We start from the raw sequence: 16,034 nt of genomic DNA, 5'->3' as shown, positions 1-16,034 counted from the left end.
TCCGTCAGGCAGTGCCGCCCGTCACGCAAGCCTGGCGGCCAGTCGTCGGGCATTCATGTAGGCGATCGCCTCGATGGAGACCATGGGATTAACTCCAGGCGAGGTGGGAAAACAGGACGCATCCGCCACCACGACATTCGGCAGCTCCCAGATGCTGCCATCCGGGTTGGTCGCGCTCATGTCCGGGGCGTCACCCATTCGCGCCGTACCCATGATGTGCAACGCCGCGATCGAGCATTCACCCGGACCATAACCCGCATTGTGGCAGGCGGCAACGAATTCACCGTGTGACCCGCGCCGGCCCGGTTCATAGGATGGGCCGGCCTGATGAGCCGAGTATATCCGGTGTGCTCCCGCAGCCTCCAGAATGCGGGCGGCGCCCTCGATTCCCGTCTTCACGTGCGCGGTGTCGTGGGCCGAAAGCCGATAGTGCGGCACGGGTTCACCGTCCCGCCCGACCCGGACCTCACCGGGATCGCGGTCACGGGTGATGATGCCGACTCCCGCGGTGTGCGCGAGATCCTTCATCGCGGCGAGGTGTGCCCCGCCGCCCCGCCAGTTCATGAAGCCCTGCAGGGCGCCCGGGTTGCCCGGGCCCGTCTCGTAGATCACGCCGTACCCGTCGCCGTCGAGGTCGCCGTGCTCCAGGGAGTAGCGCGTCTGCATACCGCCCTCCCAGGGGCGGATCGGCTCGTCGAACACGCCCCAGACGGCGGTCGCCGGGTGCAGCCGCAGGTACCGGCCGATGTTCGGGTTGGACAGGCCCGACCGGCGCAGCAGCGCCGGTGTCTGGATGGCGCCGGCGGCGGCGACGACCGCCCGGGCACGCACCTTCACCGCGTGGCCGTCCGGGGTGACACCCTCCACGCCGACGGCGCGGCCGCCCTGCACGTCGATGCGGCGGACGTCGACGTTGACGACCAGCCGGGCACCGTGCGCCTGCGCGTCCGCGAGCCAGGTCTTCGTGACCGACTGCTTGGCACCGAGGCGACAGCCGAGACCACACCGCCCGCATTCAACGGCCATGTCACAGCCGGTGACGTTGCGCGGCAGCGCGTCGACGTGCCAGCCGAGCGCGGTGAGCCCGCGTTCGAGCACCGCGTCCCGCGCCGAGGGGAGGCTGTGGTCGGTGTTGACCGACAGCCGCTGGTTCACCGCGTCCAGCGCCTGCGTGAACTCGTCGTCGTCGAACTGCTTGGCGCCCAGCCCCGCCCACTCGGCCCGGATCCGCGGCGGGGTCGGCAGCGACGTGGACCAGTTGACGACCGTCCCCCCGCCCAGGCAGGAACCCGCGACCAGGGCGACCTGGCCCTCCGCCGTCGTCGCCGGCCCCGCCGCGTACATCCGGCTCAGGCCCGACAGCTCACCGCCGTCGAAGTCCGCGTCGTCGTAGTACCCGCCGCGTTCGAGGACGACGACGTCGAGGCCGGCACCGGCGAGCACCCCGGCCGCGGTGCCGCCGCCCGCACCCGACCCGACGACCACCACGTCACAGTCGAGGGTGGTGTCCGCGGTGGGCGTCAGCGGCGCCAGCGGGGGGCGCGGGGCACCGTCGCGCGGGCCCAGCGGGCCGGGGTAGCCGATCGCCTCCCACGCCGGCGACGAACCGGTCGGACCCGGGGCGAAGTAGTACGACGAGGTGGCGAGCATCCGCAGGGCCTGGAACAGCACCCGCTTCCGCTCCGCCGGCGACTCCCCCAGCCGCAGCAGGACGTCCTGCCGGGCGGCGGGGTCGAGGGTGGAGAACCGCCTCGGCCCCGCGCCGAGCAGGAGGCCACCGAGGCGGGTGTCCCACACCGACAGCAGCGTCGCGAGCTGCCGACGGTCCGCGGCCCGGGGCAGGCCTGCCGCCACCGCCTCGGCGATGTCGACCGCACCGAGGGCGCTGGCCGGCGGGAGGCCCGCGCCGTCGCCGGGCGCGAACGTGTCGCAGATGGCGGCGAGCGCTGCGCGCTGTCTGGGTCTGAGTGTCATGCCCCGGTCCCGGAGGTGTGGTGGGTGTCGTCGGCCGGCGGCATCAGCGGCCGAAGTAGGCGCGCTGGATCTGTTGACGGTCCTCGCGCAGCGCCGCCGCCGGGCCGCTCAGGGCGACCGAGCCGTGGTGGAGGACCACCGCGCTGTCCGCGATCGACAGCGCCTGGTCGATGTGCTGCTCGACCAGCACGATCGCCAGGTTCGTCTCGTCGGCGAGCTGGCGCAGCGTGGGCAGGATCGCCTGGATCGCGATCGGGGAGAGCCCCATGCTCAGCTCGTCGATGAGCAGCACCCGGGGCTTGCGCATGAGCGTGCGCGCGATCGCGAGGCTCTGCTGCTCACCGCCCGACAGCAGGCCGCACCGGCGCCTGAGCAGCGGCCGCAGCTGCGGGAACCGCTCGAGCGCCTGGTCCAGCTCGTCGCGGCCGCCGGCGAGACGGAGGTTCTCGGTCACGGTCAGGCGGTGGAACAGGCCCCGGTCGTCGGGGATCAGGCTGACGCCGGCCCGCGCGGTCCGTTCGACCCGGCCGCTGACGGGGGCCCCGAGCGCGGTGACGGTGCCGCTCAGCGGGGTCAGCAGGCCGGCGGCGGCGAGCAGGGTGGTCGTCTTGCCGGCACCGTTCGGGCCGAGCAGCGCCAGGATGTCGCCCGGGTCGACCCGCAGGTTCACCCCGCGGATGGCGGGCACGCCGCGGTAGCCGGCGCTGAGGTTCTCGATCACCAGTGCCGGCTCGACCGCCGGGTCCGTGGCCGTGGCGGCGGCGGTCGCGGTCGTGCTGGCGGTCGCGGTCGTGCTGGCGGTCGCGGTCTCCACCGAGGTCTCGGTGTCGGCCGGGGTAGGTGTGGTCATGCCACCGCGCTCCCGAGGTAGGCGGCCACGACACGCTCGTCGGCACTGACCTCGGCGGGGGTCCCCGCCGCGATGATCCGGCCGAAGTCCATGACGTAGACGCGGTCGCAGACGTCCAGAACGAGGGTCATGTCGTGGTCGATGAGCAGCACGCCGAGGCCGCTCGCGGACAGCCGGCGCAGCTCGCCGCCGAACGCCACGCTCTCCTCGGTGTCCAGGCCCGCCGCCGGTTCGTCCAGCAGCAGCACCTGGGTGGTGCCGACGATCGCGCGGGCCACCCCGACCAGCTTCTGCTGGCCCAGCGTGAGCTGGTCGGGCCGGTGCTCCGCCAGCTCCGAGAGCCCGACCAGCTCCAGCGCGTTCCACACCGCCTGGTCGGTGCGCCGGCGGCGGCCGAACACGTCGGTGAGCGCGCCGCGGACACCGCCGCCCTCGACCGCGACGATCAGGTTCTCGGCGACGGTGAGATCACCGAAGAGCTCGCCGGCCTGCCAGGTACGGGCCAGGCCGGCGCGGCGGCGCCGGTGCGGGCCGGCGTCATCCAGGCCGGTGCCGCCCAGCTCGATGGTGCCCGTGTACCGGGTGAACCCGGTGATGGCGTCGACGAACGTCGTCTTGCCGGCGCCGTTCGGCCCGATGAGGCCGACGATCTCCCCGGCGTCGACGGCGAGTGTGATCTCGTCGTTGGCCCGCACGCCGCCGTAGTGGACCGAGACGCCGGTGGCGGTGAGCAGGCGCTGCTTCGATTCGGGTTCAGCGGGCATCGGCGGACCTCGCTGCTATGGACGGCGCCGCGTCGCCCGCCGTCACGGTGTCGGAGGTGGAGCTGGTGGAGTCGGTGGAGCTGGTGACGGTCGCGGCGCTGGTCGCGGCGGTTTCGGCCGAGGAGGCGGCGGGGGCAGCCGAAACAGAGCCCGCTGAAACAGAGCCGGCGGTGACGGAGCCGGCGCCGGTGGCCAGGGCGGGCGTTCGGCGTGGGAGCCTGGCGGCGAGCCATTCCTGGAGGGGGCCGCCGTCCGGCGGGAACACCACCGCGCGCAGCAACATGCCGAGCGCGGCGATGAGTGTGTAGTACTTGCTGAGGTCGAGACTCTGGTTCAGGAAGAGATAGAGGACGCCGAGCGGCCCGGCGAGTCCCGCGATGACGGCGCCGGTGATGGTCGTGATCCCGCCGACGTACGTCATCGCCAGCACGGTGAGCCCGACCAGCACGGTGAACGACGCCGCGGACAGCTGACCGCTGCTGTAGCCGATCAGCCCACCGCCGATACCGGCGAGGAACGACGCGATCGCGAACCCGAGCAGCTTCGTCGCGGCCACGTCGACGCCGGCGCTCGAAGCCGCCCGTTCGTTGGAGCGCACGGCCAGGAAGGCCCGCCCGGTGGCTCCGCCGAACAGGCGTGCCACCGCGATCAGCAGCAGGACCACGACCGCGAGCACCAGGTAGGAGAAGCGCAGCGTGATGATGTTCGTCCCCTCGCGCACCGCCAGCGAGTAGCCGAACAGGGACGGATCCTTGATCAGCGCGCCCGAGTACGGGGTCAGCGACGGGTTGTTGAAGACGAAGGCCTCGATGGCCAGCGCCGCCGCGACGGTGGCGACGGCGAGCTGCGCGCCACGGATCCGCAGCGCGGGAACACCGACGACGATCCCCAGCAGGGTCGACACGACCGCGGCGAGGAACAGCGAGAACGGGAACGGCACGCCCGCGTTCGTCGTCAGCTTCGACAGCGCGAACCCGGCGGCACCGGCGAAGGCCATGGTTGCCAGTGAGATCTGGCCGAGGTACCCGGTCAGCAGCACCACGGAGACCGCGATCAGCGCGAAGATCGCCGACATCACCAGGCTGAACCGCCAGGTGCCGGACGTCAGCGTTATGACCAGCCCGGCGACCGCAACGGCCCCCGCCACCGGCAGCGGCCGCAGCCGCGGCACCGACACCCGCGGGAGCCGCCCCACCCCGGCGCTCCCGCGTTCGGGGATGCCACGGCCGAGCGCGAAGAGGGCGACGACGACGATGACGAACGGAATGGCGTCACCGACCCCGGCCTGCGCCCAGGACGGCCACCAGTCCTTGGTGGTGCCGAACAGCAGGATCTGCTGGAGCGCGCCGAGGCCCAGGCCCGCCGCGCACACGATGCCGACGGAGGTGAGGCGGCCCACGAGGGCGACGGACAGCGCCGGGACGACGTAGAACATGTAGCTCGTCGGGTCCAGACCGCCGATGGCCGGCGCCGCGAGCACCACGATCAGTCCGGAGACGAACCCGGTCGCGCCCCACACCAGCGCCGCGAGTCGGTCCGGTGAGTAGCCCAGCAGGCGCAGCGCGCGCTCGTCCTCGGCACCGGCCCGGGTGGCCGTCCCCATCCTCGTGAACCGCAGGTAGGCCCACATGCCCGCGGCGATCGCGATGGCGATGCCGGCGAGAATCAGGTTGCTCACCGCGATGGTGGCACCGGCGAGGGTGAAGGTGTCGGACGGCAGGATCGGCATCGGGATCAGGACGGTCGGGTCGAGCCCCAGGGTGTCGGCGTCGAACCGCAGGGTCACCAGTGCCTGCAGGAGCAGCATCATGCCCACCGACGCGACCACCTGCCCGAGGACAGGCGCCCGGCGCAGCGGGCGGAACACCAGGAAGTGCGCGAGAACCGCCCAGACCAGGCAGCTGGCTGCGCCGATCAGGAGGGCGGGCACCGTGTCCGTCGGGCCGTCGGTGAGCTTGAAGCTCCCGACGGGCAGGACCAGCGTCCCGTTGGCCTGCAGGGCCGCGGTCTGCCAGACGCCCCACAGCGCGAGCGAGCCCTGCGCGAAGTTGATGATGCCGGTCGCGACGTAGATGCTGACCAGCGAGGACCCGAGCACCGCGTAGACGGCGCCGGTCGAGAACCCGAGAACGGCGAACTGCAGGATGTCGCTCATGAATGCGGCGTCACAATGGTCATCGGCCGAACCGACGTCCGCACCGCGCTTTCCGGTGCGGTGCGGACGTCTTGCTCCTTCCGTTCAGCTTCAGCTCGCGCCCGGAATCGCGGAGAGGATCTGCGGGGACGGAACGATCCAGGTGTCGCCCACCGGCTTCAGCGTCAGGTCGTCCTGAACGCTGAACAGCAGCATCTGGGTGGTGCAGTTCGGGCTGGTCGGCTTGCCGCAGGTGGCCGGCGAACCGAGGAAGGTCGGGAAGTCCTTCAGGCCCTTGAGCGTGGTCAGCACGGTCTCACCGGTGAGCCCGTCAGCTGACGGCGCGGTCGCGAGGCCGGTGGCGAAGTCCACCACGGTGGCGAACTGGCCGTAGGCGAAGAAGTCCTTCGACCCACCGGCCGCCTTGATTTCCTTCGCCGCCGTCTCGAGCTGCTTGCCGGCCTCCGCCGGGGCGTACTTCTCCGAGCCCGGCAGCCAGCCGGGGGCGTACATCATCGCGCCCGGGGCGTCCTTGGGTGCCGCGTCGATGAAGCCGGTGCAGGCCGCGAGGAAGACGCCGCCCTTGTACCCGAGCGACCGCAGGTTCCTGACCAGCTGGGTGCAGACCGACTCGTTGGGCGAGGCGACGAGCCCGGCGACGTCAGGCTTGGTGGAGACGATCGTCGAGGCCAGCGCGCTGAAGTTCGGGTTGGTGGCCGAGAAGTAGACCCCCTCCGCCTTCAGCCCCAGGGCGGTCGCGAGCGGCTTGAGCTGGTTGTCCACGGTGTTGTGACCGGACGGCGTGTCCACCAGGGTCATGGTCACCGCGGTCATGCCCTGGGCCTTGAAGCCCTGCAGCGCGCCCACGAGGAACGAGGCCTGCGGCGCGCCGAAGAAGACCCGGCCGTCGGCCTTGCTGCCCGTGATCTGGTCGAACGCGATCTGGCCGACCAGCGGAATCTTCGCGTCGACGAGAATGTCGACACCTGCGCTCGAGCTGTAGTTGAAGCCGTCGAACGCCGCGACGACCTTGTCCTGCACGAACTTGTTGGCACACGAGATCGTCTTCTCGGGCGTGCCGTCGATCGGGCAGCTGACGACCTCGAGCGGGTGACCGTCGACCCCGCCGAGCTCGGTGTTGACGTACGAGACACCGGCCTTCATGCCGGCGACGGCGCCGGGGAGTGTGTTAACCCCGCCTTCGGGGCTGAAGAAGCCCACCTTGATCGGTGTGCCGGTCGCGGTGTTCTGGCCCGTCGACGCGTCGTCCGAATCCTTCGAATCGCCGCCGCAGGCCGCTGTCACCGTGAGCACGAGGCCCAGTGCCAGACCGACGGCAACCCTTGATCGCTTCCGCGCGATTAATCGCATGAAGTGCCCCGCTTCTCGATGCCAGCTCGTGTGACGCGGCGCCCCCGCACCCGGCCCCACCCTCGGCCCCTCGGTGTGAAGCGCGTCACCGGCCAGGAAGTTAGACCAAAACTGAGGATGACGTCAACCTCTTGATTGGAAGCGGCCGAACACGCTTGACTGGGCGGGCTGCCCCGCCGCGACATCCGGGCTCGTACCATCGCTGCAGCTTGCGGAGGCGTCCAGACCCGCCCGCGCCAGATCAAACGACGACGAACGAGGAGTGGTTGTGCCGACGCCTACCGCTGGCCGGAAACGCGGGAACACTCCGGAGAGCCCCCGGCGAACCCGCAACGACCCTCGGCGCGAGACCACGCCTCGGCGGCTCGCCGAGGCGGCCCGGGTCGTCTTCGAGCGGGACGGGTTCTACAACGCCCGGCTCTCCGACATCAGCGCCGAGGCGAAGGTGGCCTCCGGAACGCTGTACAACTACTACCGGTCCAAGCACGACCTGCTGCACGAGGTCATGAAGGACGTCTCCGCCGAGCTGACCACCCTGGCGCCCGATCACGTCAGCACCCAGCTCGACCCGGCCGGCAGCGTCGAGGAGGTCAACCGGGCCTACATTGACGCCTTCCAGCGCAACGTCCACGTGCTCCGCGCCGTGTACCAGGCCCGTGACGACGACGATCGCCTCAAGGCCCAGTGGCACGAGGTCGCCGAGCACTTCCAGGGCAGGGTGACCAGGGCGATCAGCAGATGGCAGGCGGCCGGGCTGGCCTATCCCGACCTGGATCCGCGGCACACCGCGCACGCGCTGACCCTCATGGTCGAGCGGATGGTCATGGCCTGGACCTACGAGGGCGCCGACTACGACCGGGAGATCCTGCTCGACACGATCAACAAGATCTGGGAGCGGTCGCTCGGGCTCCCCGAGCGCGGGACATCACCGGCCTCGACCCGGGCCACCTCGGCATGAGCTGAGCCCAGCGCGCCGCCTGGGCGAGGATCCGGCGGGAGATCCCCACCAGGCCCGCATCACCTGCGCTCGAAGCGACACACGCCCCGAGCCACACCCCCCGGCGCTCGCCGGCGACCGCGCCCGTTGGTTCCGTTGTGTTTGCGGGCAGATTAGACAGGTGAGCTGGTCGTGGTGCGGCGTAAGGGCGAACACATGGCTGCCAGGCGGATGACCCCGGGCCGGGATCCGCCGACGGTGACGGCGCGATCAGTGCTGTTGCACGCCTCGGACCGGACCCGGGTCAGCCGGGTCGTGCTGCCGAAGGGACCAGTGATCCAGAAGGAGCCGCTGGGCCCGGATGCACAGCAGCGGTTGCGTCACGAAACAGAGATCCTCGAACGGCTGGCGGGAGTCGAGGGTGTCGTTCAGCTCGCCTCCGGGCCGGCGGGGTGCACGGGATCGATCCTGCTGGCCGATGTCGACGGCACCGCGCTGTGCCCACAGGACACCCCGCTGGAGCCGGACCCGCTGATCGCTCTCGCCGAATCGCTGGCCCACGCGGTCGCGGGGATGCACCACCGGGGTGTGATCCATCGGGATATCTGCCCGGCGAACATCGTGGTGGCCGCGGAAAGCGGGGCGCCCTACCTGATCGACTTCGCGCTCGCCACGACGTGCCCGGTGGTCCGCCCGGAGCCCGGATACCACGGCGCGACCGTCGGGACCCTGCCCTACCTGGCACCGGAGCTGATCGGGCGGACCGGCCGCCCGGTCGACCAGCGAGCCGACCTGTACGCGCTCGGGGCCACCCTGTACGAGCTGGCCACCGGGGCGCCGCCGTTCGGCACCGGGAACCCGTTCCGGATCATTCATGATCATCTCACTCGGGTCCCGACGCGGCCGGGAACAGTCAATCCGTCCGTGCCCGCCGGCCTTTCCGTCATCATCATGCACCTGCTGGAGAAGGAACCCGACGACCGCTACCAGTCGGCCGACGGGCTGGCGCACGATCTCGCGCTGGTGCGTCGCGGCGCGATGGCGGTGCGCCCCGGCGAGCACGATCTCCCGATGCGCCCGCTGGCGCCCTCCCGGCTGGTCGGCCGCGACCGGGAGGTCGACGAGCTGGACGCGGCATTCGCCAAAGCCATCACCGGGGGCTCGCACGGGGTCCTCGTCACGGGTGCGCCGGGCGTCGGCAAGACGTCCCTGGTCAATGCGCTGCGACCGATCGTGGCCGGCGACAACGGCTGGTTCGTGGCGGGCAAGTTCGACCAGTACCGCCGTGGCCAGGACTATGACGGGGTCCGACAGGGGCTGCGCGCACTGGGCCGGCTGTTGCTGGCCGAGCCCGAGGACTACCTGGCGCAGGTGCGGGAGCGGATGCTGCGGAGGTTGGGTTCCAACGCCGGCCTGGTCACGGCCACCGTGCCGGAGCTGGCAGCGCTGCTGAGGGTTCCCCCCGAGCCCGGAGACCCGATGACGGCGCAGGTGCGGCTGTCCCGTACGCCGGTCGAGGTGCTGCGCGCCGTCGTCTCAGCCACGCGGCCGGTGGTGTTCTTCATCGACGACCTGCAGTGGGCCGAGCGTACGCCGCTGAGCTTCATCGACCTGGTGTTCAGCGGTGAGGAGCGGATCGCCGGGCTGTTGCTGGTCGCCGCGTACCGGGAGAGTGACATCGACGCCGCTCATCCCCTGGCGCCGATGCTCGCCCGCTGGTGCGGCCAGCGGACCGGCCCGCAGCGCCTGCGGCTGCGCGCCCTGTCGCCCGCGGACCAGACGTCCATGGTCGCCGACATGCTGCACCTGGCTCCGGAACCCGCCGCGCGGCTTGCCCGGGCGGTCGCGCCGTCGACCGGCGGCAATCCGTACGACGTCGTGGAGCTGCTCAACTCGTTGCGGCGCGACGGCATCGTGGCTCCGGGTCCGGGCGGATGGCGATGGGATGCGGCGGTACTGCGCCGCCGGCTCGACCGGGTGGAGGTGACCGCGCTGCTGGCCGCCCGGGTGGCGACGCTGCCACCGGACACCGCCGAGCTCCTGGCGGCGATGGCGTGCCTGGGGGGCCAGGTGGAACTGGATGTCCTGGCAGCCGCGACGGGGCTGCCGGCGGAGGAGGTCGAGCGGCTGCTCACGCCCGCGCTGGCCGACGGTCTGCTGGTGCGGGAGTCCGACGGCCATCCGAGCGTCCGTTTCCACCATGACCGGACGCGGGAGTCCGTGCTGGGCGGTCGTCCCGCGAGGGAACAGGCCACCCGGCGGCTGCGCCTGGCGCGTCGGCTGGCGGCCCGGCCGGAGCTCTTCGCCGCGGCAGCCGAGCAGTACCTGCCGGTGGTCGACGCCGTACAGGGAACCGAGGAACGACGGGCGGTGGGCGCGCTCTTTCTCCGCGCCGCGGAGCAGGCGAAGCTGCTGAGCAACTACCCGCTGGTGGAGCGGTTCCTGGCGGCGGCGGTCGAACTCGTCGACCCCGCCGACACCGACCACCTGATCGCGGTCCTCACCGAGCGGCAGGCCGCGCTGTACAGCCTCGGCCGGCTGGAGGACGCAGACGACACCTACCGGACCATCTGTCGGCTGTGCACCCGGCCGACGCAGCTCACCTCCGCCACGGTGGTGCAGGTCATCAGTCTCACCAACCGGGGACGCGCCATCGAGGCGACGCGGCTCGGCCTCGGCCAGCTGCGGCGCCTCGGCGTCTCCGTCCCGGGCGAGGACGCGGTCAGCGCCGAGACCGACCGTGGCCTTGACGAGCTTCCGCGGTGGCTCGACACGACCAGCGAGGCAGATGACCTTCGCAAGCCCGGTGTCACCGACCAGAACGAGCTCGCTGTCATCCGGCTCGTCAACCGGCTCATGGTCGCGACGTTCTTCTGCGACCAGACGCTGATGGCCTGGCTGAGCATCAAGATGCTCGAGATCTGGGCGCAGCGCGGCCCGGATCGCACCCTGATCGGCCCGGTCAGCCACCTCTCCATCGTGTCCATTGTCCGCAGGGGTGACTACCGCACCGGGCACCGCATCCTGCAACGGATACTTGCTGTCGGGAAAACCCTGGGCTACAAGCCCGAGATCTGGCAGGCACAGTTCATCTATGTGATCACCAGCAGCCACTGGTTCGCGCCGCTGGAGGACATTCCGCCCCAGGGCCGTCAGGCGCTGGAGGGCCTCGTGCGGGGCGGCGACCTGCAGAACGCCTGCTGGGTCCACCAGGCCCTGCTCGGTGCGCTGTTGGACAGCGCGCCATCACTGGATGTCGTCGCCGCGGCGGTCGACGAGGCGCTGGCGTTCGCCGCGCGCACCGGCAACAGACACGCCGAGGGAGCGTTCCGGGAATACCTGCGGCTGATACAGGCGCTGCGCGGCGAGGCCACCGAATCGGCCGGTGACGAGGCGGCCGAGCTGAGCCTGTTGGCCGGCGACCCGTTCTCCGTGGCCAACCTGCATGCGGCCCGGGCACTCCTGGCCACGATTCTGGACCGCCCGGCCGACGCGGCACGCCACGCCGCGGCCGTGGTGCCCTGCAGGTTCGCGATCGAGACGAACTACTCCGCGGCGGTGGCGCGGCTGACGCTCGCGATCGCCCTGGCGGCCCAGGTACGGGCCGCGGGTGCGCAGGATGCGGGTGCGCAGGATGCGGAGCAGCACGACACCCCCCTGCGCGAGCTCGACACGTCGATCGAATGGCTGGCCGCGCGCGCGGCCGACGCACCATCCAACTTCCTGCCTCTGCTGCGCCTGGTGGAGGCGGAGCGGGCGTGGGCCGTCGGGAACTTCCATGAGGCGGCGTACGCGTTTGACGTGGCGCTCAGGGAGGTCTCCGTCCGGATCCGCCCGTGGCACCGGGCCCTCGTCCTGGAGCGCGCCGCACGCTTCTACCTGGCACATGCCATGGAGGAGGCCGGCCATGCGCTCCTGGCGACCGCCCGGCGCCAGTACCTCGAGTGGGGCGCGACCGCGAAGGTCAGCCAGCTCGACTGGGCCTACCCGGGGCTGCGGAGCAGCACCCTGGCCGAGATCACGCCCGCGACCCAGGAGCCGACCGTCGCCTCGGCGGCGGAGCGGCCCGGCCGCCGCTCGGCGGTGGCGATCGGCACCGTGGACCTGCTCGCCGTCGTCGCCGCCTCGCAGGCTCTCAGCTCCGAGACCAGCGTCGCCGGTCTCCAGACGAAGGTCGCGGGCATTCTCTCCGAGATGACCGGAGCCACCAGCGTCCATCTGCTGCTGTACGACCAGGAGCAGGACACATGGCTGGTGCCGACCGACTCCGGCGACACCATCACGCTCTGCGAGGCCGGCCGGCGTCGCGTGCTGCCGTCCTCCGTCGTCCGCTACGCGGCCCGTACCCACGAGCCCGTCGTCGTCGCCAACGCCGCGCGGGACGACCGCTTTGCGCGTGACGCCTATTTCGCCGGCCTCGAGCACTGCTCGCTGCTCACCATTCCGATCACCATCCGACGCACCCTGCGGGCGATGCTGCTGCTGGAGAACCGGATGATCCGTGGTGCGTTCTCCACCGAGCGCCTCGAGGGCATCATGCTCATCGCCGGGCAGCTCGCGGTCTCGCTCGACAACGCCCGGGTCTACGCGTCGATGGAACGCAAGGTGGCCGACCGGACCAAGGAGCTTGCCGCGACGAACAGGCAGCTCGCCGCCGCGAACCGCCAGCTGGAACGGCTGTCGGTCACCGACCCGCTGACCGGGCTCGCCAACCGGCGGCGCCTCGGGGAGGTCCTGAAGGCCGAATGGCAGCGCGCCCGGCAACACGGCACACCCATCGCGCTCGCGATGATCGACATCGACCACTTCAAGCTCTACAACGACCACTTCGGGCACGCCGCCGGTGACCGATGCCTGCAGCGCGTCGCCGCCTGCATCGAGAGGAACGTCGGCGACGCGCTGCTCACCGCGCGCTACGGCGGGGAGGAGTTCACCGTCGTGATGCCCGACACCGACCTGGTCACCGCGGCCCGTCTCGGCCGGCGCCTCTGCCGCGCGGTGGAGGACCTCGCCGAACCACACCCGCTGACGGCCGAGTCGATCATCACCGTCAGCATCGGGGTCACCGCGGCAACCCCCGCCGACGACGATGGCGAGACACCAGGCGACGGCGTGGCCACCCTGACCAACGCCGCGGATGCCGCCCTGTACCGGGCGAAGAACGGCGGGCGTAACCAGGTGAAGGCGGCCTGACCCGGGACCTGCCGGGGAGCCGCGGCACGCCGCCGATCAGGTGCAGATCGGGTGCCGATCGGGTGCTGTGGGCCTGGGCTCACGGCAACAGCAGCGCGGCGGCCGTCCCCTCGAACCACGCGGCGACCGAGGCCTCGTCGCGGTCGGGTTCCGCCTCGTACAGCAGCCAGGCCGTGTACCAGTTGCACGCGGCCCACAGGTGAGTGGCCGCGCACTCGACCGTGAGCCCGGGGCGTAGATCACCGCGCGCGGCCACCGCCTCGACGAACAGGCGCATGTCCTGCAGCCGGCGCCGCTCCTGCTCGTGCCAGGCCGCCGCGATGGCCTCGTCCTGGGCCGCGGCCTGGACGTAGGCGCGGCTGATGGCGGCGTAGCTCCTCGCCCGGCGCCCGGCCATGACGCCGAACAGTCGCACCTGATCACGCTGGTCCTCGGCGTCGAGCGCGGCGCGGAAGGACTCCTCCTGGGCGAGTGGGGTGTTCTCACCCGCGACGACGGTCCGCTCCAGCGCCAGCTCCAGCAGCCTGGCCTTGGGCGCCAGCCCGTAGACGGACTCGACGGCCACCCCGGCCTTCGTGGCGATCGCCTGCATCGTCGTGCGGGCATAGCCGTCCGCGCAGAAGAGCTCGACGGCGGCGTCGAGGATCGCGGCGCGGGTGGCCTGGGCCTGCGCGGCGCGGTGCGGCGAGCGGTAGGCGCGGGTCGGCTTCACGACCAATTTCACTCCAGTCGACCTGGGTTCAATACCGTCACCCTACAACGATCTCAGGGAGGACGTTCCCATGGCCAATCCGAACGCCTATCTTCTGATGCACGACGGCATCCGCCTGGAGCTGCGTCGCATCGCCGACTTCGCTGCGTCGCTCGCCGCCGGCCGCCGCGTCGCCGGCCCGGCGCAGCTCACCGCGCTGCGAGTGCACGTGAGCGAGGCCCTCGACGCCCTCCACCACCATCACGTCGCCGAGGACGACCATCTGTGGCCCCTGCTGCGCCAGCGCGGCCTCGGCTCCGGCGACCTCGACACCCTCGACGCCCTCAGCGCCGACCACGACCGGCTCGATCTGCTGATCCAGCGCCTGCGCACGACGCTGGCCGACCTCGCCGGGCCGGCCGAGAGCTCCGGACGTGCCAGACCCAACCGACCCGCCGGCCCCACCGGCCTCACCGGGAACAACCGGAACGACGGGAACGACGGGAACGACGGTTCGAGCGTGGCGGCGCTCGCCGCGATAACCGCCAGCCTGCACAGCCTCATGGCCGAGCACCTCACCACCGAGGAGGCACTGGTCGTGCCGGCCATCGAGGACCGGATCTCCGACGACGAACTGACCCAGCTCGAGAAGCGGATGAGCCGGGGCGCGAAGATGCGGCTGTCGTTCGTGCTGCCGTGGCTCGCCGCGGCGAACCCCGAGCGCGCGGCGGACGTCGCCGCCGGTCTCGGGCCCGTCCTGCCGCTCCTGCTCTCCGCGAGCCGTTCCGGCTACCAGCGTCGCCTGGCCACCGCCTACGGAGACCTCGTGGTCGACCCGGGCCCGGTGCTCCTGCGCGGCTCCGCCGAGATCTTCGTGCCCGCGCCGGCCGACCAGGTGTACGCGGCGGTGGCCGACGTCGTGGGCATGGCCCACCACAGCCCCGAGTGCTACCGGTGCGTCTGGCTCGACGGCGCGTCCGGGCCCGCCGTGGGCGCCCGCTTCCGCGGCTGGAACCGTTCGCGCGGGATGCGCTGGTCACGCGAATGCGAGGTGGTGACCGCCGAACCGGGGCGGGAGTTCGCCTACCGCACCCGGCGGACCAGGAGCAAGCCCGACAGCACGCTCTGGCGCTTCCAGCTCCGCGCGCATGACGGCGGCACCCACCTCACCCAGACCTTCGAGCTGTCGCCCTCCGCGCTGGTGCTGCGTTTCGAACGGCTCAGCGGCCGGGACGTCAGCACGCCCGTCGCCATGCGCCAGACGCTGGAGCGGCTGCGTGACGAGCTGACCCGCCGGCCCGCCGACGTCGACGCGGCCCGCCCGATGATCGGCGTCTGACGGGGGGACCGGCGTGCGCATCCGACCATCGCCCGGGATGATCAGGAGCGATCGAGGCGGGGTGAATCCGGAACTCGCCCCTCCTCGCCGACCCGTGCGGACGGCAGACTGTCGCACCGGCCACCGGGACCGGGCCCGTTGGCGCAACGAGTTCCGCCGGTGAGGAGAGACGTGACCCTGTCTGGACGCGCGCGAAGGACCATCGTCGTGGTGATGGGGGTGAGTGGCAGTGGCAAGACCACGGTCGGCCAGCTGCTCGCGGACCGGCTCGGTGTCGACTACGCGGAGGCGGACGTGTTCCATCCAGCGGAGAACATCGCCAAGATGAGCTCGGGGCAGCCGCTGAACGACGAGGACCGGCTGCCCTGGCTCGTCTCCATCGCCGTGTGGATCACCGACCGGCTGGCCGCCGGCGACGGCGGCGTCGCGTCCTGCTCGGCGCTGCGGGCCCGCTACCGCGACGTTCTCGGCCAGGGCGGCCCGGGCACGTGGTTCCTGCACCTGGACGCACCCCGCGAGCTGATCGTCGAGCGCGTCTCCGGCCGGCGGGACCACTTCATGCCGGTGTCCCTCGTCGACTCCCAGTTCGCCGCGCTGGAACCGCTGCGCCCCGGCGAGGCGGGCATGGCCGTCGACGCGTCTCTCCCGGTGGACGAGATCGTGAACCGCGCCGTCGACGGGCTCACCGCCTACTGGGCGTCGACGCGGCCCGAACCTCCGCCAGGCTCGTTGCCGCATCTCCCCGTCCCGTCGCACCGCGCGCCTCGGTGACTCCGCCGCG

10 protein-coding genes are annotated in these 16,034 nt (G+C 71.6%); 4 read left to right on the top strand and 6 right to left on the bottom strand.

Annotated features, from left to right (window positions below; genetic code table 11):
- Positions 1-21 precede the first annotated feature (21 nt).
- The 5 genes from ACG83_RS38575 to ACG83_RS38555 form a co-directional block, all read right to left on the bottom strand.
- The gene (locus tag ACG83_RS38575) at positions 22-1,974 is read right to left on the bottom strand and encodes a GMC family oxidoreductase N-terminal domain-containing protein (RefSeq protein WP_054571209.1); all 1,953 of its coding nucleotides are present in this window, start codon (positions 1,972-1,974) and stop codon (positions 22-24) included.
- 43 nt (positions 1,975-2,017) lie between these two features.
- Positions 2,018-2,824 (bottom strand): ABC transporter ATP-binding protein, encoded by an 807-nt coding sequence (locus tag ACG83_RS38570; RefSeq protein ID WP_235498461.1) that lies wholly within the window; start codon positions 2,822-2,824, stop codon positions 2,018-2,020.
- Complete coding sequence (locus tag ACG83_RS38565; RefSeq protein ID WP_054571208.1) at positions 2,821-3,588, bottom strand: ABC transporter ATP-binding protein; 768 nt, start codon at positions 3,586-3,588, stop codon at positions 2,821-2,823. Before ACG83_RS38565 ends, ACG83_RS38570 begins: the two co-directional genes overlap by 4 nt.
- Positions 3,578-5,743: an ABC transporter permease gene (locus ACG83_RS38560; protein ID WP_054571207.1), complete on the bottom strand. Its 2,166-nt coding sequence runs from the start codon at positions 5,741-5,743 to the stop codon at positions 3,578-3,580. The genes ACG83_RS38565 and ACG83_RS38560 overlap by 11 nt, the downstream gene beginning before the upstream one ends.
- A 90-nt stretch (positions 5,744-5,833) precedes the next feature.
- Positions 5,834-7,093: an ABC transporter substrate-binding protein gene (locus ACG83_RS38555; protein ID WP_054571206.1), complete on the bottom strand. Its 1,260-nt coding sequence runs from the start codon at positions 7,091-7,093 to the stop codon at positions 5,834-5,836.
- 268 nt (positions 7,094-7,361) lie between these two features.
- Between ACG83_RS38555 and ACG83_RS38550 the strand changes: the two genes are divergently transcribed.
- The gene (locus ACG83_RS38550) at positions 7,362-8,051 is read left to right on the top strand and encodes a TetR/AcrR family transcriptional regulator (protein WP_054571205.1); all 690 of its coding nucleotides are present in this window, start codon (positions 7,362-7,364) and stop codon (positions 8,049-8,051) included.
- Between the two features lie 195 nt (positions 8,052-8,246).
- Positions 8,247-13,223, top strand: coding sequence for a diguanylate cyclase (locus ACG83_RS38545; protein ID WP_054571204.1), 4,977 nt, complete (start codon positions 8,247-8,249; stop codon positions 13,221-13,223).
- Between the two features lie 79 nt (positions 13,224-13,302).
- Here ACG83_RS38545 and ACG83_RS38540 read toward each other — a convergent pair whose 3' ends face one another.
- Positions 13,303-13,947: a TetR/AcrR family transcriptional regulator gene (locus ACG83_RS38540; protein ID WP_235498460.1), complete on the bottom strand. Its 645-nt coding sequence runs from the start codon at positions 13,945-13,947 to the stop codon at positions 13,303-13,305.
- A gap of 58 nt (positions 13,948-14,005) precedes the next feature.
- On the opposite strand from ACG83_RS38540, the gene ACG83_RS38535 reads away from it, so the two are divergent.
- Positions 14,006-15,253, top strand: a complete 1,248-nt coding sequence (locus tag ACG83_RS38535) for a hemerythrin domain-containing protein (RefSeq protein WP_054571202.1) — start codon at positions 14,006-14,008, stop codon at positions 15,251-15,253.
- 213 nt (positions 15,254-15,466) lie between these two features.
- On the top strand, positions 15,467-16,024 hold the full coding sequence (locus ACG83_RS38530; RefSeq protein ID WP_054571248.1) for a gluconokinase: 558 nt from the start codon (positions 15,467-15,469) through the stop codon (positions 16,022-16,024).
- Positions 16,025-16,034: the final 10 nt, after the last annotated feature.

Origin of the sequence: Frankia sp. R43, assembly GCF_001306465.1 — a bacterium.
Lineage (GTDB): Bacteria > Actinomycetota > Actinomycetes > Frankiales > Frankiaceae > Parafrankia > Parafrankia irregularis.
The sequence above is the reverse complement of the archived record's forward strand: the minus strand, read 5'-3'. Positions and strand labels throughout refer to the sequence as shown.